29 protein-coding genes and 1 riboswitch are annotated in these 22,463 nt (G+C 59.2%); of the genes, 21 read left to right on the top strand and 8 right to left on the bottom strand.

Going from position 1 to position 22,463, the window contains the following annotated elements; genetic code table 11:
• From HMPREF3153_RS12750 to HMPREF3153_RS08635, 5 genes are all read left to right on the top strand, one after another.
• The coding region (locus HMPREF3153_RS12750; protein ID WP_168161721.1) for a hypothetical protein at positions 1-422 on the top strand (422 nt) is incomplete at its 5' end.
• 511 nt (positions 423-933) lie between these two features.
• Positions 934-1,105: riboswitch (TPP riboswitch) on the top strand.
• Positions 1,094-1,753 carry an ECF transporter S component gene (locus HMPREF3153_RS08650; RefSeq protein ID WP_049063297.1) on the top strand — a complete coding sequence of 220 codons (660 nt, stop codon included), beginning with the start codon at positions 1,094-1,096 and terminating at the stop codon, positions 1,751-1,753. Its footprint overlaps the riboswitch before it by 12 nt.
• Before the next feature lie 84 nt (positions 1,754-1,837).
• A complete protein-coding gene (locus HMPREF3153_RS08645) occupies positions 1,838-3,262 on the top strand; it encodes an ABC transporter ATP-binding protein (RefSeq protein WP_162837381.1) in 1,425 nt (474 codons plus the stop codon).
• An 85-nt stretch (positions 3,263-3,347) separates the two neighbouring features.
• The gene (locus tag HMPREF3153_RS08640) at positions 3,348-4,070 is read left to right on the top strand and encodes an energy-coupling factor transporter transmembrane component T family protein (RefSeq protein ID WP_049063302.1); all 723 of its coding nucleotides are present in this window, start codon (positions 3,348-3,350) and stop codon (positions 4,068-4,070) included.
• Between the two features lie 19 nt (positions 4,071-4,089).
• Positions 4,090-4,641, top strand: coding sequence for a nucleoside/nucleotide kinase family protein (locus tag HMPREF3153_RS08635; RefSeq protein ID WP_049063295.1), 552 nt, complete (start codon positions 4,090-4,092; stop codon positions 4,639-4,641).
• Here the strand turns inward: HMPREF3153_RS08635 and HMPREF3153_RS08630 are convergent.
• Positions 4,622-5,362: an anaerobic ribonucleoside-triphosphate reductase activating protein gene (locus HMPREF3153_RS08630; RefSeq protein ID WP_223197723.1), complete on the bottom strand. Its 741-nt coding sequence runs from the start codon at positions 5,360-5,362 to the stop codon at positions 4,622-4,624. The two genes, HMPREF3153_RS08635 and HMPREF3153_RS08630, sit on opposite strands and share 20 nt — an antisense overlap.
• Positions 5,319-7,112, bottom strand: a complete 1,794-nt coding sequence (locus tag HMPREF3153_RS08625) for a ribonucleoside triphosphate reductase (protein ID WP_049063294.1) — start codon at positions 7,110-7,112, stop codon at positions 5,319-5,321. Before HMPREF3153_RS08625 ends, HMPREF3153_RS08630 begins: the two co-directional genes overlap by 44 nt.
• Positions 7,113-7,783: 671 nt before the next feature.
• Between HMPREF3153_RS08625 and rpsL the strand changes: the two genes are divergently transcribed.
• The 5 genes from rpsL to HMPREF3153_RS08600 all read left to right on the top strand — a co-directional run bounded on the left by rpsL (position 7,784) and on the right by HMPREF3153_RS08600 (position 13,437).
• Positions 7,784-8,155: a 30S ribosomal protein S12 gene (rpsL, locus tag HMPREF3153_RS08620; RefSeq protein WP_046646811.1), complete on the top strand. Its 372-nt coding sequence runs from the start codon at positions 7,784-7,786 to the stop codon at positions 8,153-8,155.
• 6 nt (positions 8,156-8,161) lie between these two features.
• The gene (rpsG, locus tag HMPREF3153_RS08615) at positions 8,162-8,629 is read left to right on the top strand and encodes a 30S ribosomal protein S7 (RefSeq protein WP_005527716.1); all 468 of its coding nucleotides are present in this window, start codon (positions 8,162-8,164) and stop codon (positions 8,627-8,629) included.
• 273 nt (positions 8,630-8,902) lie between these two features.
• On the top strand, positions 8,903-11,032 hold the full coding sequence (gene fusA / locus HMPREF3153_RS08610; RefSeq protein ID WP_034656509.1) for an elongation factor G: 2,130 nt from the start codon (positions 8,903-8,905) through the stop codon (positions 11,030-11,032).
• A gap of 400 nt (positions 11,033-11,432) precedes the next feature.
• Entirely contained in the window at positions 11,433-12,623 is a 1,191-nt protein-coding gene (gene tuf, locus HMPREF3153_RS08605) for an elongation factor Tu (protein ID WP_049159980.1), read from the top strand.
• Positions 12,624-12,735: 112 nt separating this feature from the next.
• Positions 12,736-13,437, top strand: a complete 702-nt coding sequence (locus tag HMPREF3153_RS08600) for a hypothetical protein (RefSeq protein ID WP_070420583.1) — start codon at positions 12,736-12,738, stop codon at positions 13,435-13,437.
• Between the two features lie 13 nt (positions 13,438-13,450).
• Here the strand turns inward: HMPREF3153_RS08600 and HMPREF3153_RS08595 are convergent, their stop codons facing one another.
• From HMPREF3153_RS08595 to HMPREF3153_RS08570, 6 genes are read right to left on the bottom strand one after another with little or no spacing between them, the layout of a single operon-like run.
• Positions 13,451-14,017: an Asp23/Gls24 family envelope stress response protein gene (locus tag HMPREF3153_RS08595; RefSeq protein ID WP_070420582.1), complete on the bottom strand. Its 567-nt coding sequence runs from the start codon at positions 14,015-14,017 to the stop codon at positions 13,451-13,453.
• Positions 14,010-14,588, bottom strand: a complete 579-nt coding sequence (locus HMPREF3153_RS08590) for a DUF6286 domain-containing protein (RefSeq protein WP_049159988.1) — start codon at positions 14,586-14,588, stop codon at positions 14,010-14,012. Before HMPREF3153_RS08590 ends, HMPREF3153_RS08595 begins: the two co-directional genes overlap by 8 nt.
• Positions 14,581-15,384 (bottom strand): Asp23/Gls24 family envelope stress response protein, encoded by an 804-nt coding sequence (locus tag HMPREF3153_RS08585; RefSeq protein WP_049159991.1) that lies wholly within the window; start codon positions 15,382-15,384, stop codon positions 14,581-14,583. Before HMPREF3153_RS08585 ends, HMPREF3153_RS08590 begins: the two co-directional genes overlap by 8 nt.
• Entirely contained in the window at positions 15,384-15,578 is a 195-nt protein-coding gene (locus HMPREF3153_RS08580; protein WP_049159993.1) for a DUF2273 domain-containing protein, read from the bottom strand. Before HMPREF3153_RS08580 ends, HMPREF3153_RS08585 begins: the two co-directional genes overlap by 1 nt.
• A 2-nt stretch (positions 15,579-15,580) precedes the next feature.
• The gene (locus HMPREF3153_RS08575; protein ID WP_070420581.1) at positions 15,581-15,937 is read right to left on the bottom strand and encodes a hypothetical protein; all 357 of its coding nucleotides are present in this window, start codon (positions 15,935-15,937) and stop codon (positions 15,581-15,583) included.
• Between the two features lie 12 nt (positions 15,938-15,949).
• Positions 15,950-16,474 (bottom strand): Asp23/Gls24 family envelope stress response protein, encoded by a 525-nt coding sequence (locus HMPREF3153_RS08570; protein ID WP_141740932.1) that lies wholly within the window; start codon positions 16,472-16,474, stop codon positions 15,950-15,952.
• Between the two features lie 646 nt (positions 16,475-17,120).
• Between HMPREF3153_RS08570 and rpsJ the strand changes: the two genes are divergently transcribed.
• Genes rpsJ through rpsQ form a run of 11 tightly spaced genes read left to right on the top strand, consistent with a single transcriptional unit; the run spans position 17,121 to position 22,299 of the window.
• Positions 17,121-17,426, top strand: a complete 306-nt coding sequence (rpsJ, locus tag HMPREF3153_RS08565; RefSeq protein ID WP_003848085.1) for a 30S ribosomal protein S10 — start codon at positions 17,121-17,123, stop codon at positions 17,424-17,426.
• A 42-nt stretch (positions 17,427-17,468) separates the two neighbouring features.
• On the top strand, positions 17,469-18,125 hold the full coding sequence (gene rplC, locus HMPREF3153_RS08560) for a 50S ribosomal protein L3 (RefSeq protein ID WP_005527748.1): 657 nt from the start codon (positions 17,469-17,471) through the stop codon (positions 18,123-18,125).
• On the top strand, positions 18,122-18,784 hold the full coding sequence (gene rplD / locus HMPREF3153_RS08555) for a 50S ribosomal protein L4 (RefSeq protein ID WP_046646802.1): 663 nt from the start codon (positions 18,122-18,124) through the stop codon (positions 18,782-18,784). Before rplC ends, rplD begins: the two co-directional genes overlap by 4 nt.
• A complete protein-coding gene (rplW, locus tag HMPREF3153_RS08550; RefSeq protein WP_005527745.1) occupies positions 18,784-19,086 on the top strand; it encodes a 50S ribosomal protein L23 in 303 nt (100 codons plus the stop codon). Before rplD ends, rplW begins: the two co-directional genes overlap by 1 nt.
• 35 nt (positions 19,087-19,121) lie before the next feature.
• Positions 19,122-19,958 (top strand): 50S ribosomal protein L2, encoded by an 837-nt coding sequence (gene rplB, locus HMPREF3153_RS08545; protein ID WP_005527743.1) that lies wholly within the window; start codon positions 19,122-19,124, stop codon positions 19,956-19,958.
• Positions 19,959-19,971: 13 nt separating this feature from the next.
• Entirely contained in the window at positions 19,972-20,250 is a 279-nt protein-coding gene (rpsS, locus tag HMPREF3153_RS08540) for a 30S ribosomal protein S19 (RefSeq protein ID WP_005527741.1), read from the top strand.
• A gap of 3 nt (positions 20,251-20,253) precedes the next feature.
• A complete protein-coding gene (gene rplV, locus HMPREF3153_RS08535) occupies positions 20,254-20,616 on the top strand; it encodes a 50S ribosomal protein L22 (RefSeq protein WP_005527740.1) in 363 nt (120 codons plus the stop codon).
• Positions 20,616-21,362: a 30S ribosomal protein S3 gene (gene rpsC, locus HMPREF3153_RS08530; RefSeq protein ID WP_070420580.1), complete on the top strand. Its 747-nt coding sequence runs from the start codon at positions 20,616-20,618 to the stop codon at positions 21,360-21,362. Before rplV ends, rpsC begins: the two co-directional genes overlap by 1 nt.
• Before the next feature lie 3 nt (positions 21,363-21,365).
• Positions 21,366-21,782: a 50S ribosomal protein L16 gene (gene rplP / locus HMPREF3153_RS08525; RefSeq protein WP_005527736.1), complete on the top strand. Its 417-nt coding sequence runs from the start codon at positions 21,366-21,368 to the stop codon at positions 21,780-21,782.
• Positions 21,782-22,012, top strand: coding sequence for a 50S ribosomal protein L29 (gene rpmC, locus HMPREF3153_RS08520; RefSeq protein ID WP_005527735.1), 231 nt, complete (start codon positions 21,782-21,784; stop codon positions 22,010-22,012). The genes rplP and rpmC overlap by 1 nt, the downstream gene beginning before the upstream one ends.
• A 2-nt stretch (positions 22,013-22,014) precedes the next feature.
• A complete protein-coding gene (gene rpsQ, locus HMPREF3153_RS08515) occupies positions 22,015-22,299 on the top strand; it encodes a 30S ribosomal protein S17 (protein WP_005527733.1) in 285 nt (94 codons plus the stop codon).
• Positions 22,300-22,463 lie beyond the last annotated feature (164 nt).

Here is a 22,463-nt window from a genome sequence, read left to right as displayed (position 1 = left end):
AGGGTCACGAGAAGGACCGCGACGACAACAACTCTTCTGTGCCGGGAAAGGATCTGTCCTCCAACCTGTCCCCGCGTTGCATCAACACTGGTTTGGCTGTTGGTATCCCGCTGCTGTTCCTGATTCCGGTTGGTCTGGCTTCCCAGATGAACATTCCGGGTCTGTCGGACTTTGTGGATCCGATTAACAAGCAGATTCAGGATCTGAATACTCAGCTGCAGAAGCAGGCTGGCATCTTCCAGGGCCCGCTGGCTGACAAGGTTGCTGGTATCGATGCGCAGCTGAAGCGCTTCGTTGCTGATCATCAGCAGGCTGCTGGTGCTGTGGCTCTGATTGCTGCTGGTGCTCTGGCTATCGGCCTTATCGCTGATGCGTGTGCACCGGGTGCTGGTGGAGGCTCCTCCACCGGTTCCTCCAAGTAGGAGCACCACAGGATGTGGTTCCTCTGAAACCACCGCCTAGGGAGGTGCGTTAACCTCCCCTCCAACTCGAGAGTGATGGAGTGGGGTACTGCGGTCGCGGTCTTTACTTCGACGGCGTGGCCTGCTCCATCTAACTCTTCGTTGAGCTCTTCGCTAGAGCTCGAGTTAATTTGTTTGATAATTCCGAAATGCATTAACTTATTTCCCTAGTCTTGGGTCTTTTCCGAAGCTTTTCCTTTCCTTAAGTTGATGCGAGCAAAGGCTCATGGCCGCCGGTGTCTTTGACGTCGGTGTGCAGGTACCCCGTCGCGTAGGTCAGAGGACGCGGCGGGGTACGTCTGTTTTCTGGCTTAAGCCTGTTTTCTAGTCGGCGTGGCTTCCTCTCTCTTTCGGCAGAGGTAGATGTGCCGTCTTGAGTTGTGGCTTGCTAAGCTAACGGTGCTTATAAAGGCTTATTAAGCGTGCTGAGCCGGTGCTTTTGGCTGCCGGCGGCTATAAGTAAACATCAAATAAACATCGTCACGGGTGCTTCCTCGTATGCCTGGACTGCGTTTATCCCCAAGTCATTCTTTTGGGGTTCGCAGCGTTGCTGTGTAGGGAGGCTGAGATGTCGCGTTGTAGCGGCAAACCGTTGAACCTGATCCGGATAATGCCGGCGAAAGGGAGGAATAATGAACTCTGTATCTCATGGTGGTTTTGTTGAAGGTGCATCTGGGGCTGGTGCATCTGCGGCTGGTGCTGCTGCGCCGCGCAGCTTGAATTGGCGCATTGTTGACATCGTCGTTGCCTCCGTGCTGGGTGTGGCGTGTGGTTTCGTGTTCTTGGCATGGAACACGGTGGGCTATGCCTGGTTCGAGGCCATGGATGCGCTGACGCCGGGGCTGGGTGGCATCGCTACTGGCATTTGGTTGATTGGTGGTGTCATCGGTGGCTTGATTATCCGCAAGCCGGGCGCGGCGCTCTACGTGGAGCTGCTGGCCGCCATTGTCTCCGCGGTGTTGGGCTCCCAATGGGGCATTAGCACGTTGTACTCCGGTATCGCGCAGGGTATTGGCGTGGAGATTGTGTTGGCAATCTTCCTGTACCGCCGCTTTGGCCTGGGCATTGCGATGCTTGGCGGCATGGCCGCTGGCTGGGGCGCGTTTGTGCTGGAGCTGTTTACCTCCGGAAACTTGGGCAAGACCCTACAGTTCAACCTCATTTACCTGGCGACGCTGAGCATTTCCGGCGCCATTTTGGCGGGCGCTGTGGGCTATGTCGTCGTTAACGCGTTGGCCAAGACCGGCGCACTAGACCGCTTCGCAGTCGGCCGCGAACAGCACAGCGCCTAGCCCCCGCTTATGAAGAATATGGGTGTGGGATCCGGCGGTGGTGCCGGCGGTGGTGTCGGTGGTGGGACGAGCATGCCAGGAGGCATGTCCGCGGGGGCAACCAAACTTATCGCCCGCGGCTATGGCTGGACGCATGCGGGGAGGCGTGCGCCGGCGCTGGCGGACATTGACCTTGTTGTAGAGCCGGGGGAGAAGGTGCTGCTGTGCGGTGATTCCGGTTCAGGTAAATCCACGCTGCTGGCGGCTATTGCGGGCGTGCTGGGTGGGGATGATGAGGGCACCCGCGTCGGCGAGATTTTATTGGAGGATGCCTCTGGTCACGCGGAGCCGCCGGGGCGCACGATTCCGGTGGGGTTGGTGCTGCAGGACCCGGACTCGCAGGTCATTGCCGCACGTGTCGGGGATGACGTGGCCTTTGGCTGCGAGAATCTGGCTTATCCGCGTCCTGAGATTTGGCAGCGGGTGTCAGCGGCGCTATCGATGGTCGGGCCTGATGTGGATCTGTCTTTCCCCACGGAGCGTCTCTCCGGAGGACAGAAGCAGCGCCTAGCCTTAGCCGGCGTTATTGCGATGGGGGCGGGCATGGTGCTGCTCGACGAACCTACTGCGAACCTTGACCCTGAAGGCGCGCGGGAAGTCATCGAGGCGGTGTCCACCATGGTGGAGCGCACCGGCGCGACTCTCATCGTGGTCGAGCATCAACACGCGGCGTGGGACGGGGTGCTCGACCGCGCAGTTGAGCTCAAAGACGGACGTATCGTCGCTGACGGTCCGGTGGATGCAGTTGTAGCTAAGCGAACGCTTCGCGGCCTGCCGCAGGCGCGGGGGGACGGGGAGACGTCGCCAAGCAGCGCTGGGGGAGTGCCGGAATCGGCGGCGTTGTGGAGCACGGACCTGGTGACCCGGTTCGGTCCGCCGCGCAGTTATTCCCTTCCCCGGGGGATGTCCACAGTCATCACCGGGCCGAATGGCGCCGGCAAAACCACGTGGCTGATGACGGTGGCGGGGCTTCTTCCCGCCGTGTCCGGTGAGATTGGGGTGGCGGACTACGTGCGGCGTGGGCTCAAGGGCTCGCCGCTGACATGGAAGTCTCGGGAGCTGGCGGACCGCATAGGATTCGTCTTCCAGAACCCCGAGCACCAGTTCGTTGCCCGCACAGTGGCAGAGGAGCTGCGCGTGGCGCCCCGGGTGATGCGCCGCGAGGTGCCGGAAGCGCGTATCGCCGAGCTCGTCGAGGCCCTGCGCCTAGGAAACCTGCTCAATGCCAACCCCTTTACGCTCTCTGGTGGGGAGAAGCGCCGGCTGTCCGTGGCCACAGCCTTGGTTACGGCGCCGGAAGTGCTGCTTCTCGACGAACCCACTTTCGGCCAAGATCCCCACACCTTTAGCGAGCTGGTGTGGTTGTTGCGGCGCATGGCGGATGAGGGAACGACGATTGCCTCGGTGACCCATGATCCGCTCTTCATTGCAGCCCTTGGTGATCACCGGGTGGAGGTGACCCGTGCCTAATACATCAGAGTATTTGGTGGCCGCGCAGGATACTCGCCAAGCGGGGCTGCTGAGTAGTGTGAACCCGCTGACCCGCATCTTCCTCATGTTCGTGTGGGTCACCCCGCTGTTGCTCTCCGTGGACTGGGTATCGGCGGCGGCCTCGTTAGGCATGACTTTGCTTTTCGCCCCGTTGTGCGGGGTGTCCTGGTTGCGCCTCCTCAAGGCCGGCTGGTTCCTGTTCCTGATCGCCCCGATATCCGGTATCTCCATGCTGCTCTACGGCACTCCTGGCGGCCGAGAGTATGCCAGCTGGTGGCTGATCACGGTCACGGATAACTCGATAGAGCTGGCCATCGCTATTACGCTGCGAGTGCTGGCGGTGGCGTTGCCGATGGTGGTGCTGGCGCGCGATATTGACCCCACGGAGCTGGGAGATGCCCTCTCTCAGATCCTTAAACTGCCGTCTCGCTTCGTCATCGGTGCCGTCGCAGGCGTGCGAATGATGACGCTCTTCAAATCCGATTGGCAGTATCTGGCTATGGCGCGGCGCGCCCGCGGCCTGACGGACGAGGGACGAATCAAACACCTCATCACCATGTCCTTCGGCCTGTTGGTGTTGGCCCTGCGCCGCGGAGGCAAGCTGGCCACGGCGATGGAGGCGCGCGGATTCGGACGCACACCACCGGGCGGCGGCCAGCGCACGTGGGCGCGCGAGTCCTGTGCGAGCAGCAAAGATTGGCTGATTATGTTAGCCGGTTCACTTTTGGCAGCGGTGCCGGTGGTAGCGTCGGTAGTTACAGATTCCTGGAGATTCTTCGGTCTATAAGACGAAAGGGCCACGAAGCATGGACTTCGACAGTCAGCTCGACCGCCTCATCGAGGATGTCATCAAGGCTGCCGCGACGCGCAAGAAACCCTTCAAGCCGGTGACGGTGCTCATCGATGGGCCATCGGGTGCAGGCAAGACGTGGGCCTGCGCCGCCCTCGCTGATAGAGCAGGCTGGCGTGTGGTGCACCTGGACGAGTTCTATCCCGGTTGGCACGGGCTTGAACAGGGCTCCCGGATGGTTGCCGAGCAGGTGCTGCGCGAGACCAATCCCGGCTATTGGCGCTGGGATTGGGAGGCCGGTGCGCCGGGTGAGTGGGCGAGCTTGGATGCACGCGACGATCTCATCGTGGAGGGTGTCGGTGCGGTTACTCCGGAAAACATTGCTGCGGCTAAGGAGCGCGGCACCGTGATTACGGTGCGCCTCGACGGCCCGCGCGAAAAGCGCTATGAGCGAGCCATCGAGCGTGATCCGCACTACGCAGAGTGGTTCGAGACCTGGGAGGCGCAGGAGAAGGTTTACTTCTCCGAGCACGCCGCCGACGCCGATTTTACGTGGGAATGGCAGTAGCTTCCGCCCCGCAGTAGACGCCGTGCTTGTCGACGTCGTGCGCCCACTGGCGCACCAGCTTAAGTCCCTGTTGCGCAACGCGGTCTTCCAGTTCGGGAAGCCGTGCCTCGATGCCCGACCCTGGCCACAATGTGGTTCGGGCTTGCAGCGATAGCCGCCCTGTCCGCGCATAATCTGCCAAAAGATAGAAGGACTCCCACATCCGCTGCGCTTGGGCACGGCTGCAGCCGGTGACCTGTGGCAGGTCTTCCGGTAGGGCTTTGACGTCGATGCCTATCCATTCCGGCCGTGTTTCGGGATGGGTCATGAGCTTGTCCAACCGGCCCGGTAGGTATCCACTCGTGTGGAGGCCAACTTTAAAGCCGGCCGCGTGGGCCTCGGCTATCGCCTGCGGCAGCCCGGGCGCGGAAAGTGGCTCTCCGCCGGAGAAAACCACGCCGTCGAGTAGCCCGCGGCGCGAGCATAGCAAGGAAAGCGCGTCCTGCCAGCTATAGCTTCCCGGCCCAAAGACCTGCAGCTGCGGGTTATGGCAGTAGCTACACCGCAGCGGGCAGCCGTTGAGGAACAACGTCATGGTCAGGTGATCTGGCCAATCTGTTGCCGAGAAGGGGATAAGCCCACCAATCGGCAGCTGCGTTCTGGAACTTAGCTTCGGCGCTTGCAACGAAGGCGCAGTCTTAAACGCCGGCCGAAAGCCTCTCGTCGAAGTACTCGCGCTCATGGAACTCTCCCTTCTTGCCCGTGTTGAAGCTGGAGACTGGCCGGAAATAGCCCATCACGCGCGTCCACATTTCAGTGCTGGAACCGCAGTCGGGGCAGTGCGGATGCTCGCCGGAGATATAGCCGTGGGAGTTACAGATGGAAAAGGTCGGCGTGATGGTGACATAGGGCAGTCGGAAGTTCTCCAGCGAGCGGCGCACGAGGTTCGCGCACGCCTTACCGGAGGACATTGCTGAGCCCATGTAGAGATGCAGCACGGTGCCGCCGGTGTATTGGGTCTGCAGATCCTCCTGGGCTTGGAGTGCGGCAAAGGGATCGGGAGTGTGCGCGACGGGAAGCTGCGAGGAATTCGTGTAATACGGTTCTTCTTCGCTGCCAGCGTGCAGGATGTCTGGGTAGCGCTTCAGGTCCTCGCGTGCGAAGCGATAGGTAGCGCCCTCGGCAGGCGAGGCTTCAAGGTTATAAAGGTGCCCGGTTCTTTCCTGGGCGTCGACAAGCAGTGCGCGAACCCGCTCCAGCAGACGCAATACCTGAGCGCGGCCGCGCGGATCGGTGAGATCGTAGGTGTCGGCAGTGAAGTTACGGATCATCTCGTTGCAGCCGTTGACGCCGATAGTGGAGAAGTGGTTATCCAAGCTGGGCAGCCAACGCTTGGTATAGGGGAAAAGACCTTTCTCCAAGCACTTGTTAACAAAGGCGCGGCGGCGCTCGAGCGTGTCGACGCCGAGATCTACCAGCTCCGCGACGCGCGTCAACAGCGCCTCCTCGTCGCCGCGGTAGAGGTAGCCCAGGCGTGCGCAGTTGAGCGTGACCACGCCGATGGAGCCGGTCAACTCGGCGGAGCCGAACAAACCATTGCCGCGCTTTAATAGCTCGCGCAGGTCCAACTGCAGGCGGCAACACATTGAGCGAATCATGCCGGGGTCAAGATCGGAGTTAAGGAAGTTCTGGAAGTAGGGCAGACCGTACTTGGCTGTCATGGTGAACAGAGCCTCGGCGTTCTTGCTATCCCAGTCAAAATCCGGCGTGATATTGTAGGTCGGAATCGGGAAGGTAAATGGCCTGCCGTCGGCATCACCTTGCGACATCACCTCGATGAAAGCACGGTTGATGATGGCCATCTCCGTCTCCAAGTCGCCGTAACAGAAGTCGGCGGGCTCGCCGCCGATGAGCGGGGTTTGATCCCGCAGATCGGTGGGGCAGTGCCAATCGAAGGTGAGATTCGTGAACGGCGTCTGCGTACCCCAGCGCGAAGGCACGTTCAGGTTGAAGATAAATTCCTGCATGTATTGAAGTACTTGGCCGTAGCTGAGGTTATCCAGCCGCACGAAAGGCGCCATATATGTATCGAAGCTAGAAAAGGCCTGCGCGCCCGCCCACTCGTTCTGCAGCGTGCCTAAGAAGTTGACGATCTGACCGCACGCGGAGGAGAAGTGCTTCGGTGGCGCCGAGGAAATCGTGCCGGGAACACCACCGAAGCCTTCCTCGAGGACGCGGCGCAGTGACCAGCCAGCACAATAGCCGCTGAGCATGTCTAGATCGTGGATATGAATATCACCTGCTCGGTGGGCATTACCCGCAGCTTCCGAAAAGACCTCATCCAGCCAGTAATTGGCAGTTACTTTGCCCGCATTGTTAAGAATCAATCCTCCCAACGAGAAATCCTGATTGGCATTGGCGTTTATGCGCCAATCACGCCGGCCCAAGTACTCCTCGATGGAATCTGCGACGTTAATGGTCCGTGAACCCATGTGGTTCTTCCCTTCGTTATGAAAATGGAGCGCTGGTACAGCGAAAAGCTCGCTGCCTTTCCAGCTCTGATGGCATGCCCAGGCGCGCATATAGGGAAAGCAATGGCGACCGCATTCACGTGGGAGAACCTGCAGTAAGCCGAGATGGCAGAAAAGCCACCGCGCGGCGCTGGGCGTCACGGAATAACATAGCCGTAATTTGTGGCGGGGTGGGTCGACGAAATACAAGATATGGGAGGTCTTGGAGTGTGAGACCCTATATGTAGTGTCCTGTTTGGTGAAAGTTCGAAAGGGTATGCGCCTATTTAGTGCCTGTGATTGTTGCCTCTATAGGTGAAACTTAAAGCCCGATTTTGGGTGGAGTGGAAAGTTCCGGGGAATTTGTCACAGCTGCCTCGAGTGAGGCGCGGCGTCGTCAAGCGTTGTGCGATTGACTGCCTGCGGTGATGGAAGGAAAGCCAGGTGGATGAAATTTGGATGTTTTGCGTGTCGCTGCTATTGTTCGAAGAGGTTTCGCCTTCATGTAGGGCGAAAAGTCTGATCGATTAATCGGCTTGAATGGCTGATTGATGTTCTGGACATGCGGAAGGGCCCCGGAAAAGAGCCCCCATTTTTGCGTGTTTGGGCAGCATCGGTCAGTTCAACCGAAGTCATACAGAAAGACTAGATTTATGCCAACTATTCAGCAGCTGGTCCGCAAGGGCCGCCATGATAAGCGCTCCAAGGTTGCAACCGCAGCGCTGAAGGGTTCCCCTCAGCGTCGTGGCGTTTGCACCCGCGTTTACACCACCACCCCGAAGAAGCCGAACTCTGCACTGCGTAAGGTCGCTCGTGTTCGCCTGACCTCCGGTATCGAGGTTTCCGCGTACATCCCAGGCGAGGGCCACAACCTGCAGGAGCACTCCATGGTGCTCGTCCGCGGCGGTCGTGTTAAGGACCTCCCGGGTGTTCGTTACAAGATTATCCGTGGCGCACTGGATACCCAGGGCGTTAAGGACCGCAAGCAGGCTCGTTCCCGCTACGGTGCAAAGAAGGGACAGTAATCAACAATGCGTAAGAATGCTGCTCCGAAGCGTCCTGTAGTCAAGGACCCGGTATACAACTCCGAGCAGGTCACCATGCTCGTGAATAAGATCCTCCTCGATGGTAAGAAGTCCACCGCAGAGCGCATCGTCTACGGTGCTCTCGAGGCTTGCCGTGAGAAGACCGGTACCGACCCAGTCGGCACCCTGGAGAAGGCTCTGGGCAACATCCGCCCGGACCTCGAGGTTCGCTCCCGCCGTGTCGGTGGCGCTACCTACCAGGTTCCAGTTGAGGTCAAGCCGGCTCGCGCTAACACCCTTGCTCTGCGTTGGTTGGTGACCTTCACCCGCCAGCGTCGTGAGAACACCATGATCGATCGTCTCGCTAACGAGATTTTGGATGCTTCCAACGGTCTTGGTGCTTCCGTGAAGCGTCGTGAAGACACTCACAAGATGGCTGAGGCTAACCGCGCCTTCGCACACTACCGCTGGTAATACCGGCGTATGCCTACGGTCCGAGCAACGTAAAAGTTCGCGCTTAACAGCGCTTCTGTACTTCTTGTATTTAGAGAAGCGCTGAAAACACAAACTAAATAGCGTTGCTCGGACCTTTTTTCTGGGCAATTAGCGGCCTGAAGCTGCTAACGAGTCCAAGACGTGGCAAAATTGAACAAGACCTATCCATGCGGGCGGCATGGACTGGGGTACGTGAAGATGAAACGTGCGCCCAGGACAAGGCGTCCACGATAAATAAGTTGGGGTAAAACCGTGGCACAACAAGTGCTTAAGGACCTTCACAAGGTCCGTAACATCGGCATCATGGCTCACATCGATGCTGGTAAGACCACTACCACCGAGCGTATTCTCTTCTACACCGGCATCAACCGTAAGGTCGGCGAGACTCACGACGGTGCATCCACCACTGACTGGATGGAGCAGGAGAAGGAGCGCGGTATCACCATTACCTCCGCTGCTGTTACCTGTTTCTGGAACAACAACCAGATCAACATCATCGACACCCCGGGTCACGTTGACTTCACCGTTGAGGTTGAGCGCTCCCTCCGTGTTCTCGACGGCGCAGTTGCTGTCTTCGACGGCAAGGAAGGCGTTGAGCCACAGTCTGAGCAGGTGTGGCGTCAGGCTGCTAAGTACGACGTTCCGCGTATCTGCTTCGTCAACAAGATGGACAAGCTGGGCGCTGACTTCTACTTCACCGTTCAGACCATCATCGACCGCCTCGGCGCAAAGCCACTGGTTCTGCAGCTGCCAATCGGCGCTGAGGACGACTTCGACGGCGTCGTTGACCTGCTGAACATGCGTGCCATCACTTGGCGCGGCAAGGTGGAGACCGGTGCTGAGCCGACCATCGAGGAGATCCCTGCTGACCTGCAGGAGAAGGCTGAAGAGTACCGTGAGAAGCTGCTCGAAGCAGTTGCTGAGTCTGACGAAGAGCTCATGGAGAAGTACTTCGGCGGCGAGGAGCTGACCCTTGACGAGATCAAGGCAGCCATCCGCAAGATGACCATCAACTCCGAGGTCTACCCAGTTCTCTGTGGTACCGCTTACCGCAACAAGGGTGTCCAGCCGCTTCTCGACGCTGTCGTTGACTTCCTCCCGAACCCACTCGATGTGGGCGAGGTCGTCGGCCACGCTGTCGGCAACGAGGACGAGAAGGTTACGCGTAAGCCTTCCGTTGAGTCCCCGTTCTCTGCGTTGTCCTTCAAGATTGCTGCGCACCCGTTCTTCGGCCAGCTCAACTTCGTCCGCGTTTACTCTGGTCAGGTTGTGCCGGGCACCGAGGTGCTCAACTCCACCAAGAGTAAAAAGGAGCGCATCGGCAAGCTGTTCCAGATGCACGCAAACAAGGAGAACCCGGTCGAGCAGGCTGACGCAGGTAACATCTATGCTGTTATCGGTCTGAAAGACACCACCACTGGTGACACCCTGTGCGACAAGGACAACCCGATCATCCTCGAGTCCATGGACTTCCCGGATCCGGTTATCAAGGTCTCCATCGAGCCTAAAACCAAGGCTGACCAGGAGAAGCTGGGTACCGCTATCCAGAAGCTCGCTGCTGAGGACCCAACCTTCACTGTCGAGCTCGACGAAGAGACCGGCCAGACCGTTATCGGCGGCATGGGCGAGCTCCACCTCGACGTTCTGGTTGACCGTATGAAGCGCGAGTTCAAGGTCGAAGCAAACATCGGTAACCCACAGGTTGCTTACCGTGAGACCATCCGCAAGACGGTTCAGTCCCTGGACTACACCCACAAGAAGCAGACCGGTGGTTCTGGTCAGTTCGCAAAGGTCATCGTCACCATCGAGCCTTACAACCCGGACCCAGAGACGCTGGAGGAGGGCGAGTCCGCAACCTACAAGTTCGAGAACGCCGTCACCGGTGGCCGCGTCCCGAAGGAGTACATCCCTTCCGTCGACGCTGGTATCCAGGATGCAATGCAGTACGGTTACCTCGCTGGCTTCCCGCTGGTTAACATCAAGGCAACCCTTGAGGACGGCGCTTACCACGACGTTGACTCCTCTGAGATGGCCTTCAAGCTCGCTGGTTCCCAGGTGCTGAAGGAAGCTGTTGCTAAGGCAAAGCCAGTCCTGCTCGAGCCTGTTATGGCCGTTGAGGTTGTTACCCCTGAGGAGTACATGGGCACCGTTAACGGTGACATCAGCTCCCGTCGTGGCCAGGTTTACGCGATGGAAGACCGCTCTGGCGCAAAAGTCGTCAAGGCTAAGGTTCCGCTTTCCGAGATGTTCGGCTACATCGGCGACCTTCGTTCCTCCACCGCAGGCCGCGCAAACTTCAGCATGGTCTTCGATTCCTACGCTGAGGTTCCTTCCTCCGTTGCAACCGCAATCATCGAGGAGCGTACCGGTAACAAGGCTTAAACAAGCTTTGTAACCAACCCCCCCACGCACCACCCCGTTGCCAAGGGCTGGTAGTCTTCGCCAGTAGACGCCAGCCTCAGGCGGGGTACCCCCGTGTGAGGAACTGGGTGGGGTAGCGGTCGGCTGAACTTGCACCAAAGAGTGTTGGCTGAGCCGGCCGTTACCCTCCCAGGATCCATAATCAGATTCTTGTCGAGGGTCAACGTCCGCACTACATGCGCGGGGTTACCTCCTATTTAGGCAGTTTGAAAAAACTGCGGCATAAATCTAGGATCGTGTAACTGGCACGTAAAGAAAGCGTCATTAGCGCTTCGGGATATTTTCGTTCCAAGTGCCAATGACATTAACCAACCACGTGGCTGTGAAATTACAGCCGCCATAGAGTCCAGGAGGACAAACAGTGGCAAAGGAGAAGTTCGAGCGTACGAAGCCGCATGTGAACATCGGCACCATCGGACACGTCGACCACGGCAAGACCACCACCACCGCAGCGATCACCAAGGTTCTGGCTGACCAGTACCCTGAGGAGAACACCGCTTTCGCATTCGACATGATCGATAAGGCTCCTGAGGAGAAGGAGCGCGGTATTACCATCAACATCTCCCACGTTGAGTACTCCACCCCGAAGCGCCACTACGCACACGTTGACGCCCCGGGCCACGCCGACTACATCAAGAACATGATTACCGGTGCTGCTCAGATGGACGGCGCTATCTTGGTTGTTGCTGCAACCGATGGCCCGATGCCGCAGACCCGCGAGCACGTTCTTCTTGCTCGCCAGGTTGGCGTTCCTTACATTCTCGTTGCACTGAACAAGTGCGACATGGTTGACGACGAGGAAATCATCGAGCTCGTCGAGATGGAGATCCGCGAGCTGCTCGCAGAGCAGGACTACGATGAGGAAGCTCCGATCGTTCACATCTCTGCTCTGAAGGCTCTTGAGGGCGACGAGAAGTGGGTACAGGCTATCGTTGACCTGATGCAGGCTTGCGATGACTCCATCCCGGATCCGGAGCGCGAGCTGGACAAGCCGTTCCTGATGCCAATCGAGGACATCTTCACCATCACCGGCCGCGGTACCGTTGTTACCGGCCGTGTTGAGCGTGGCTCCCTGAACGTCAACGAGGACGTTGAGATCATCGGTATCCAGGACAAGTCCATCTCCACCACCGTTACCGGTATCGAGATGTTCCGCAAGATGATGGACTACACCGAGGCTGGCGACAACTGTGGTCTGCTTCTGCGTGGTACCAAGCGTGAAGAGGTTGAGCGCGGCCAGGTTGTTATCAAGCCGGGCGCTTACACCCCTCACACCCAGTTCGAGGGTTCCGTCTACGTCCTGAAGAAGGAAGAGGGCGGCCGCCACACCCCGTTCATGGACAACTACCGTCCGCAGTTCTACTTCCGCACCACCGACGTTACCGGCGTCATCAAGCTGCCTGAGGGCACCGAGATGGTTATGCCTGGCGACAACGTCGAGATGTCCGTCGAGCTGATCCAGCCGGTCGCTATGGACGAGGGCCTGCGCTTCGCTATCCGCGAGGGCTCCCGCACCGTCGGCGCTGGCCGCGTTACCAAGATCATCAAGTAAGCGCAATTGCTTGAGCGTTTAAAGTAACGCCCTTTAAAGCCACCGCTTTCCCTGCTTGGGAAGGTGGTGGCTTTTTGTATGTCTACCTGCCGTCTCCGTTAAGCTTTGAGCCATGCTTGATCCCACTCGCATTGACCGCACCCTCCGCGCACTTCGCGATGCGTGGGAGGGACAGCCGGAGCTGCCGTTAGGCACGATCTTTGCGATGCTCGCTAATCAGGGCTTGGGCTGGGGCGCCGACGATGAGGAGCTGCGTGCCGCGCTTGAGTCGATGGCGAGGGTTCATCCGCCCACGCTGCCGCTTGACGACGCCCGTGTGACCCAAGGTTTGTGGCTCATCGTCACGGAAAGCAACCGGGTCACTGTCGACGCCGAGCGCGTCATCGTGCGTACGACCTCCAAGGCGGGACCCGGTCAGCCCGTTTCGTGGAAGTATTCTGCAATACGGCCAGTGGGGCCGGGGCGTCCTTTAGTGGTGACTGATGCTGAAGGCTTTGCACACCGCTGCGGCGTGGTGGAGCTGATTACTCAGCTGACCCCAGATAACCGCAGTCTTGAAGGGCTGAAGCGACGCAGCGTTGGTGAACGCGTCTGGATGCTCCGCACGTCCGATGAGGTCATTGTCTTGGACCACGGCTTGCACGTTTACACATCGGCTAACCGGGGTGTGGACCGTACCGACTATTCGTGGACAGTGATCGAGCAATGTACTGTGGGCGCGCCGCTGCTCGTGGGCTTATCTCGTGGCACGACGCATGAGTTTGGGGCGGTCACCGAGATATTCCTCGCTGAATCCGCCCCTGCCGAAAGCTAAGTGCTGAACCGGCCTATTCCTTAAGAGCTCGCACCTTTCCAAAGTGGAGTTTGTACACGGTATCAAGGTCGGCGTCGGGGAATGCCAGGCGGAAGTCTTGCTCGTTGGTCTCGACAGCGTCGACAAGCGCAGACAAAGCGGTATCTGGGTTCGCCTCAACCGTGTACTGGAGCGTCGGACGCGCGCGATCGTAGGCCACCAAGCGGGTGACTTTATCCACGCCGTCTTCCGCAGCCAAGGTATCAGCGACTGCACCGGCGATTGCCTGCATGTTGGTTGATATCTTGCCTTTGTCGTTCGAGGACTCAGAAGCCACATTGTTAAAGCGGTGGTGGCGCAGGTTAGCAATTACTAGCCATAAGCCGGACACAGCTAGTACCACCGTCGCCGTACCTAGTGCGGCAGCCCACCAGCCTTGTTGAGGAAGGGCTGCCCATTCGTCGTGGTCGACCCACCGCCCAAGGTAGAGCGCGAAGGGGACCTCGAAGTGGATGAGGATGGGCCACAAGCCGAGCACGATGAGAATGGCCGCAATAATGAATAACAATATTCGGTCGAAAGCGGCTAAGCCTTTAGACATGATCGTCGACCTCCGGGAGTTTCTCGGCTGCAACAGCGAGCTGGGGCTGCCGGTGGAGTTGCTGCAGCGTCTGCGCGACTGTGTCCTCCACACGGGAGATGAGACCCTCATCCTCAGTATCGCCGTTGACCGTTACATCGACGGTAATCTTCTTCTTGGAGATGACCGCGCGACTGCGCGCAGCTGCGACGCCGGGAACGCGACGGGCTGCTGCGGAAGCAGCGCGTGCTATATCAACGGGGCGCAACCATATGGAGGCTACTTCTGATTCGACCTGTGTGTGGGTGGATTTTCGCGGCTTGAATGCCACCACGAGCAGAAGCAGACCAACCAAAATGGCCGCCCCGCCGCTGGCTAGCATCCAGGTTTCGATTTTGTCCTGAGACATGACGTCGATGAAGGGTTGCAGCCAAGACCTTGCACCCGTGCTCACCGCCCAGGTCTCCCGGCCCAGGAAAGCCGCACCTCCAAGACAGACGAGTCCGAGTATGACAGTCCACGTGCGGGCTGCTGGCGAGGCGGCAGGCTTTTGGCCAAAGCCGTGCGGGAAGATGCTGCGTTCTTTACTCATGGGCACCTCCTCGAAAGAGCGGTTGGATGGTTATCTCGCGCAGTGGTTCAGGCCGTGGCGCCATGGGCCGCCGGACTGTGGCAATAGGCCGCAGCGTCGGCGACCACGCTGTAACAGGTTGTGGCGTTCGAACAGGGCGCAGTGACGCAGGCTGTGGTGTGTCCACCCGGCGTAGTTGGAGCGCTGGGGGAGTCCCGACTGGGCGCAACTTCGTTGACTTGGGCGAGCGAACTGGAGTGAGCGCAGCGGGCTGCGGCGTCGCAGCGCTCACGACGGAAACGGGCGCCGTGCGCGGCGAAACTGCCCGTACCGATTGTGGCTCAGGGCGCGAGACACTGCGGATTTGCACTAGGTGCGTGGTCTCTATCGGTTGGAGCTCGCGCTGCGGCCGGGTGTGCGGCAGGGTCACGCTCGGGGCGCGCCGTGATGCCACGGCTAGCCCTGTTACGCGCTCGCCAGGGACAGCGGCGCCCACGGTGACATTGACACGTGTGGTGGCGTAGCCGGTGTAGGTTCTGACAGCTTCTTCGATGGCGGCGCGTGCGGCCTCGGCGACAGCTGTTACCGGACTGGGCCAAGTAACGGCGATGTTGGCATCGACAGCCACGACTTCCTTGGTTGGGTCGCTCTGGATGAGCAGCCGTGGAAACGCGCGCCCGGCAAGGCCCGCGAGTTTGGCGTCGATGGCTACGGTGCCGGGCACACTGGCGATGGCAGTGCCAACGATGCGCTCGAGGGACTTAATGGAAAATCTTAAAGAGCCTGAGCTGTGTGCAAGGGAGGAATCATGGGGCATTAGTCTTGCCCTTTATCCTTGCCAACGATTCCATTCCACACCGCGGAGAGATCGATGCGACCATCAAAGTGAGCACCGATGACCCCGCCCAACGCGGCGAGGAGGACTGCCAGAACCGTGGGCCACAGGCCGAGGTGGATGAAAAATGCCAAAACTAGGCCGGCCACAATGCCGAGTGTGGAGTAATTCTTCATGCTTATTCCTTAATAGTATCCAATGCGCTGCTGATAGCGTCAGCTACAACAACATCGACTCGCGAAAGCTCGGAGCAAGCATCGAGCGCTGCCGCGCGAGCACCTTCGGCGACGTCCTTGACGGGCACCTGCTGCGCCACGTCGAACACGATGTGTAACTCCAGATGGCGGTCATCGCGGGGATTCGGACGCTTGAGTCCAGCAACGCGCTCGCCTGGATAGAGCAGTGACACCTCACCGAAGGTGCCGGCGTGCAGCTTGGCGACGCCCCGTGTCTCCAGCACGGCTTCAACTATGCGGTGCGCAGCGGGGGCGTCGAGCTCAAAGCGCGTCGTGGGGGACTCGACGGAGTCAGACATCAAGGCTTAGTCCTATTCCTGGCCCTGCGGCAGGGAATTGTTTGGGGACTGCTCGGCGGCGAGGTCTTCCTTTGGGAGCTTGACGTCATGAACAACAACGTCGACGCGTTCAACGCCGAGGCCAGTCATACGCTCAACGGCATTCATGATGTTGCGGCGGATGGCCTCTGCCAGCTCGTGGATGGCTACGCCGTACTCGGCGATGATGGCGACTTCGATGGTGGCAACACCGTTAGCAACCTGCACGCTGACGCCTTGGCGAACGTCCTCGGAGGCGCCAAAGGATTCACGGATCGAACCCATCATGCGGGCGCCGCCGCCACCGAGAGCAGCCACGCCGGACACCTCGCGGGCAGCGATGCCGGCGATCTTGGATACGACGGTGTCGTCAATAGTGGTGATACCGAACTCGGTCTCGAGGTTCTTGTTGACCTTAGGGGTAGCGGCGGCCTCAGGGGAGTTAGCGGTGCTGGACTCGGTAGCGGCCGTAGCTGGGGCGGTCGAATTGTTTTCTGGGGTGTTAGCAGCCATGAGCATTTCCTCTTCTCTTGAAGACTAAAAGTAACTTACCCATCCGAGCCTATAACTGAATGCGGGCATTGTGGGGTGCGGTAGTCGATCTTTTAGAAAACGTGATATTGGGCACGGTTTTGTCAGAAGTTTGGAAAACGGTTGATTACATGCTTAAATACAAGGGTTGCTTTAACACAGCGGCGTCACTGACTTCTGGCTCTAAGTCGAATATCAATGGCAAAGTTGCTGGTAAAGCGAACATGACACCTTTGTTGGTGGGCGTCTTAAGGCGTGCACTGGGAAGGTCATTCAATCGGGCTAGGTCCGCGTTTTAGTAGAGACATCCCGAGAGAATGGACCGGAGAAGGGGCATGGCAAATAAACAGCGGCAGTATACGAATTGGACATGTACTCGCACGTGTAATGCGTGAAGAACCGTCCTCTTCCTATTGACTTTGACTTCGGGTCTTGTACCCCGTCGAAAGCACTGCGCCCCAAGGTTTATGCCAGGTCGCATCTTTTGGTCGTCATGACAGTCAGACAACTGGCGTTGAGCCCAGGCCCTAGAGTCCGGACAACGTTATAGAGAAATCGAGAAGCAATTTCCCACCGCTTCACGCCCCGGATACGCCGGGAATGTGTAAGTGGGGAAGCGAGGAAGAGGATAAGCGTGGCGGGACAAAAGATCCGCATTCGGCTGAAGGCCTACGACCACGAGGCTATCGACGCTTCTGCAAAGAAGATCGTCGAGACCGTAACCCGTACGGGTGCTCGTGTTGTTGGCCCAGTGCCGCTCCCAACCGAGAAGAACGTATACGCCGTTATTCGTTCTCCGCACAAGTACAAGGACTCTCGCGAGCACTTCGAGATGCGCACTCACAAGCGCCTGATCGACATTCTCGACCCGACCCCGAAGACCGTTGACGCTCTTATGCGCATCGACCTTCCGGCCAGCGTCGACGTAAACATTCAGTAGTGTAAAGCGATCGACGAATAGATATTTGGTGGAGAACTAACAATGAGTGAAAACGAGATCAAGGGCATTCTGGGCAAGAAGCTCGGCATGACCCAGATCTTCGACGAGGACAACCGCGTTGTACCGGTTACCGTCGTCGAGGCTGGGCCGTGCGTAGTTACCCAGATTCGCACTGCAGAAACCGATGGCTACAACGCCATCCAGATCGCATTTGGCGAGATCGACCCGCGCAAGGCAAACAAGCCTGCCGCAGGTCACTTTAAGAAAGCTGGCGTAACCCCACGTCGCCACGTTGCCGAAATCCGCATGGATGACACCTCTGCTTACGAGGTTGGCCAGGAAGTTACCGCTGACATCTTCGAGGGCATTACCTTCGTCGACGTTACCGGCACCACCAAGGGTCACGGCTACGCAGGCGCAATGAAGCGCCACGGCTTCGCAGGTCAGGGCGCTGCCCACGGTAACCAGGCTGCTCACCGCCGCGTCGGTGGCATCGGCGCCTGCGCTACCCCGGCTCGCGTCTTCAAGGGCACCCGCATGGCTGGCCGCATGGGCCAGGACCGTGTTACCACCCAGAACCTGAAGATTCAGAAGATCGATGCCGAGTCCAACCTGCTGCTCATCAAGGGTGCTATCCCTGGTGCGCGCGGTGGCCTCGTCACCGTTAAGACCGCAGTGAAGGGCGGTGCACACGCATGAGCAACCTCAAGCTAGACGTCCATACCGCTGAAGGTAAGACCAACGGCTCTGTTGAGCTGCCGGCCGAGATCTTTGACACCGAGGCATCCATTGCTTTGATGCACCAGGTTGTCAACGCTCAGCTCGCTGCTGCTCGTCAGGGCACCCACAAGGCCAAGACCCGCGGCGAGGTCCGCGGCGGTGGCCGTAAGCCTTTCCGTCAGAAGGGCACCGGTCGTGCACGCCAGGGCTCGATCCGCGCACCTCATTACACCGGTGGCGGTATCTCCCACGGCCCAGTGCCGCGCGACTATAGCCAGCGCACCCCTAAGAAGATGATCAAGGCTGCTCTCTTCGGTGCACTGTCTGACCGTGCTCGCAATGAGCGCATCCACGTAATCGAAGAGCTCGTCCCGGGCCAGACCCCGTCCACCAAGGCGGCTAAGGCTTTCATCGAGCGCCTGACCGAGCGCAAGAACGTGCTGCTCGTTGTCGGCCGCGAGGACATCAACGCTCGCCGCAGCGCCAACAACCTGCCTAACGTCCAGATCCTGGATGCAGGCCAGCTGAACACCTACGACGTTCTTTACTCTGACGACGTTGTGTTCTCCGTTGAGGCTCTGCACACCTTCGTCGCTCGCGCTCAGGGTGCGAACGAGGAAGTTAAGGAGGAGAAGTAATGGCTAAGCTCGTTAACCCGCGTGACATTATCATCGCCCCGGTCGTTTCCGAGAAGTCCTACGGCCTGATGGAGCAGAACGTTTACACGTTCTACGTCTCCACGGACTCCAACAAGACCCAGATCAAAGATGCCATCGAGCAGATCTTCGGCGTAAAGGTTGACTCCGTGAACACCGTTAACCGTGCAGGTAAGCGTAAGCGCACCCGCACCGGCTTCGGTCAGCGCAAGTCCACCAAGCGTGCGTACGTGACGCTTCGTGAAGGCAGCGACTCCATCGACATCTTCGGCGGCGGCGCTTAAGCGCCACCGGAGAGCCGAAAGGAAAAGGAAGAATTATGGCTATTCGTAAGTACAAGCCGACAACTCCGGGTCGCCGCGCATCCTCCGTGTCCGAGTTCGAGGAGATCACTCGTTCTACCCCGGAGAAGTCCCTGCTGCGCCCGCTGAGCAAGACTGGTGGTCGTAACAACTACGGCCGCATCACCACCCGCCACATTGGCGGTGGCCACAAGCGTCGTTACCGTCTGATCGACTTCCGTCGTACGGACAAGGACGGTATCCCGGCAAAGGTTGCCCACATCGAGTACGACCCGAACCGCACCGCAAACATCGCTCTTCTGCACTACGCAGATGGCGAGAAGCGCTACATCATCGCCCCTAAGGGCCTGAAGCAGGGCACCATCGTTGAGGCCGGCGCTAACGCCGACATCAAGGTTGGTAACAACCTGCCGCTGCGCAATATCCCAACCGGTACTACCATCCACGCTGTGGAGCTCAAGCCGGGCGCAGGTGCTAAGCTTGCCCGCTCCGCTGGTGCTTCCATCCAGCTGCTGGGTAAGGAAGGCAAGTACGCAATCCTGCGTATGCCGTCCTCCGAGATCCGCCGCGTCGACATCCGTTGCCGCGCCACCGTGGGTGAGGTCGGCAACGCTGACCAGATGAACATCCGTTGGGGTAAGGCCGGCCGTATGCGCTGGAAGGGCGTTCGCCCGACCGTCCGTGGTGTCGTCATGAACCCGGTTGACCACCCACACGGTGGTGGTGAGGGTAAAACCTCCGGTGGTCGTCACCCTGTGTCCCCATGGGGCAAGAAGGAGGGTCGCACCCGCAACCCGAACCGTTACTCGAACAACATGATCGTGCGCCGTCGTCGCCCGAACAAGAAGCGCTAAGAGGAGGTAAACAATGCCACGCAGCCTTAAGAAAGGCCCGTTCGTCGATGAGCACCTCCTCAACAAGGTGGATGCTCAGAACGAGGCCGGCACCAAGCAGGTCATCAAGACCTGGTCTCGCCGCTCGACCATTCTGCCTGACTTCATCGGTCACACCTTCGCCGTCCATGACGGTCGTAAGCACGTGCCGGTGTTCGTTGAGGACTCCATGGTCGGCCACAAGCTCGGTGAGTTCGCACCAACCAAGACCTTCAAGGGTCACATCAAGGACGATAAGAAGGGACGTCGATAAGCGATGAGTGAAACCATCACCTCCGCATCCGCAACGGCCCGCTACGTCCGCGTTACTCCGATGAAGGCACGCCGTGTCATCGATCTGGTTCGCGGCAAGTCCGTAGCCGAGGCACTTGCAATCCTGAAGTACGCTCCGCAGGGCGCTGCTAAGCCAGTCGCTAAGGTTGTTGCTTCTGCAGCCGCTAACGCCGAGAACAACTTCGGCCTGGACCCACGCACCCTGGTCATCTCCGAGGCATACGCCAACGAGGGTCCGACCATGCGTCGCTTCCAGCCACGCGCACAGGGCCGTGCATTCATGATTCGTAAGCGCACCAGCCACATCACCGTGGTGGTCGAGAGCCAGAAGGAAGGGGCCAAGTAATGGGCCAGAAAATCCATCCTCACGGCCTACGTTTGGGCATCACTTCCGACTGGAAGACCCACTGGTTCGCCGATAAGGACTACGCGAACTACGTAGCCGAAGACATCAAGATCCGTCAGTACCTCGAGAAGGGCCTCGACCGCGCCGGCATCGCCGACGTCGTCATCGAGCGCACCCGTGACCGCGTACGCGTCGACATTCACACCGCCCGCCCGGGTATCGTGATCGGCCGCCGCGGTGCTGAGGCAGACCGCATCCGCCGCGAGCTCGAGAAGCTCACCGGCAAGATGGTCGCCCTCAACATCCTCGAGGTCAAGCAGGTCGACGCCAACGCAACTCTGGTTGCTCAGTCCGTCGCCGAGCAGCTGGTTAACCGTGTTGCATTCCGTCGTGCAATGCGCAAGGCTATCCAGTCCGCTATGCGCCAGCCGCAGGTCAAGGGTATTAAGATCCTTTTGTCCGGTCGTCTGGGCGGCGCCGAGATGTCCCGTACCGAGCGCTACCACGAGGGTCGCGTTCCGCTGCACACTCTTCGCGCCGAGATCGACTACGGCACCGCAGAGGCCCACACCACCTTCGGCCGCATTGGCATCAAGGTGTGGATCTACAAGGGTGACGTCGTCGGTGGCGTACGCGAATCCGAACTGAACGCTCCGTCGCAGGGCCGTGGCCGCGGTGACCGTAACGGTCGTCCGCGCCGTGGTGGCCAGCGTCGTCAGCGCGCACAGCAGAAGCAGGAGGGCTAATCCATGCTGATTCCTAAGCGCGTTAAGTACCGCCGCCAGCACCGTCCTACCCGTAGCGGTGTTTCCAAGGGCGGTAACCGCATCAACTTTGGTGATTACGCAATCCAGGCTCTAGAGCCGGCTTACATCACCAACCGTCAGATTGAGGCCGCACGTATTGCCATCAACCGCCACGTTAAGCGTGGTGGCAAGGTGTGGATCAACATCTTCCCGGACCGTCCGTTGACCCAGAAGCCACTCGGCGTTCGTATGGGTTCCGGTAAGGGCCCGGTTGAGAAGTGGGTCGCCAACGTTAAGCCGGGCCGCGTCCTCTTCGAGATGTCCTACCCGAACGAGGCCACTGCTATCGAGGCTCTGCGCCGTGCAGGCCAGAAGCTTCCTTGCAAGGTCCGCATCATCAAGAAGGAGGACCAGTTCTAATGGCAACCGGTACCCCCGCCCACGAGTTCCGTGAGCTCGACAACGCTGAGCTGGAAACCCGCCTTAAGGATGCGAAGGAAGAGCTGTTCAACCTTCGTTTCCAGAAGGCAACCGGCCAGCTGACCAACAACCGCCGCATCGGCACGGTTAAGCGCGACATTGCCCGCATCTACACCGTTCTTCGCGAGCGCGAGCTGGGCCTGTCCGTAGTTCCGGGAGCTGAGGCTTAATCATGAGTGAGGCAAACGTGAACGAAGTAAAGAAGGAGCGCGGTGCGCGCAAGACCCGCATCGGCATCGTAGTTTCCGACAAAATGGACAAGACCATCGTCGTCGAGCTCGAAGACCGCAAGCAGCACGCGCTTTACGGCAAGATCATGCGCTCTAACAAGAAGGTTAAGGCACATGACGAGAACGAGACCGCCGGCATCGGCGACCGCGTTCTGATCGCCGAGACCCGCCCGCTGTCTAAGGACAAGCACTTCCGTCTCGTCGAGATCGTGGAGAAGGCTAAGTAAAACCTAGCTTTTCCAACTCTTAAGCCGGCCAGGCTTTTCTTCCCAAAGGAAGAAGGCTTGGCCGGCTTTTCTTATGCGCCGATTTCCACATCCTCACCGCCCCAAGGCGTTAAGCTAAAAAGCTGTCTCCTTTATCGGCTCTTCCGGTTTTAGGGTGCATTGAT

It is taken from the genome of Corynebacterium sp. HMSC06C06 (assembly GCF_001807295.1).
GTDB classification, from domain to species: Bacteria; Actinomycetota; Actinomycetes; order Mycobacteriales; family Mycobacteriaceae; genus Corynebacterium; species Corynebacterium striatum.
The sequence above is the reverse complement of the archived record's forward strand: the minus strand, read 5'-3'. Positions and strand labels throughout refer to the sequence as shown.